We start from the raw sequence: 537 nt of genomic DNA, 5'->3' as shown, positions 1-537 counted from the left end.
AGTTATCCTGATTGCTCACCCGATTCCGGCGACCCCTGAAATTACCGTAAGCCAGAAAGAATTCTGCGAAGGCAGCAGCACTACGCTGACTTCACCTGCAGCTACCGGCAACCAGTGGTACAAAGATGGTAACCCGATACAGGATGCAAACCAGCAGACTTACATCGCTACGGAAAGCGGAAAATATACTTTAGTGGTCACCTTAAACAACTGCTCGAGTCTGGTATCTGATGCCCTGGTCTTAATCGCTCACCCGATTCCGGCGACTCCTGAAATTACCGTAAGCCAGAAAGAATTCTGCGAAGGCAGCAGCACTACGCTGACTTCACCTGCAGCTACCGGCAACCAGTGGTACAAAGATGGGAACCCGATACAGGATGCAAACCAGCAGACTTACATCGCTACCGAAAGCGGAAAATATACTTTAGTGGTCACCATAAACAACTGTGCGAGTCTGGTATCTGATGCCCTGGTTTTAATTGCTCATCCGATTCCGGCGACTCCTGAAATTACGGTAAGTCAGAAAGAATTCTGCGA

Annotated in this window: 1 protein-coding gene; it reads left to right on the top strand. The window is 49.0% G+C overall.

The window, feature by feature from the left end:
- The coding region (locus tag OQX61_RS24250) for an immunoglobulin domain-containing protein (protein WP_265844428.1) at positions 1-537 on the top strand (537 nt) is incomplete at both ends.

It is taken from the genome of Pedobacter sp. PLR, from assembly GCF_026239675.1.
In the GTDB taxonomy this organism is placed as follows: domain Bacteria; phylum Bacteroidota; class Bacteroidia; order Sphingobacteriales; family Sphingobacteriaceae; genus Pedobacter.
This window is presented reverse-complemented; position numbering and strand designations above follow the sequence as displayed.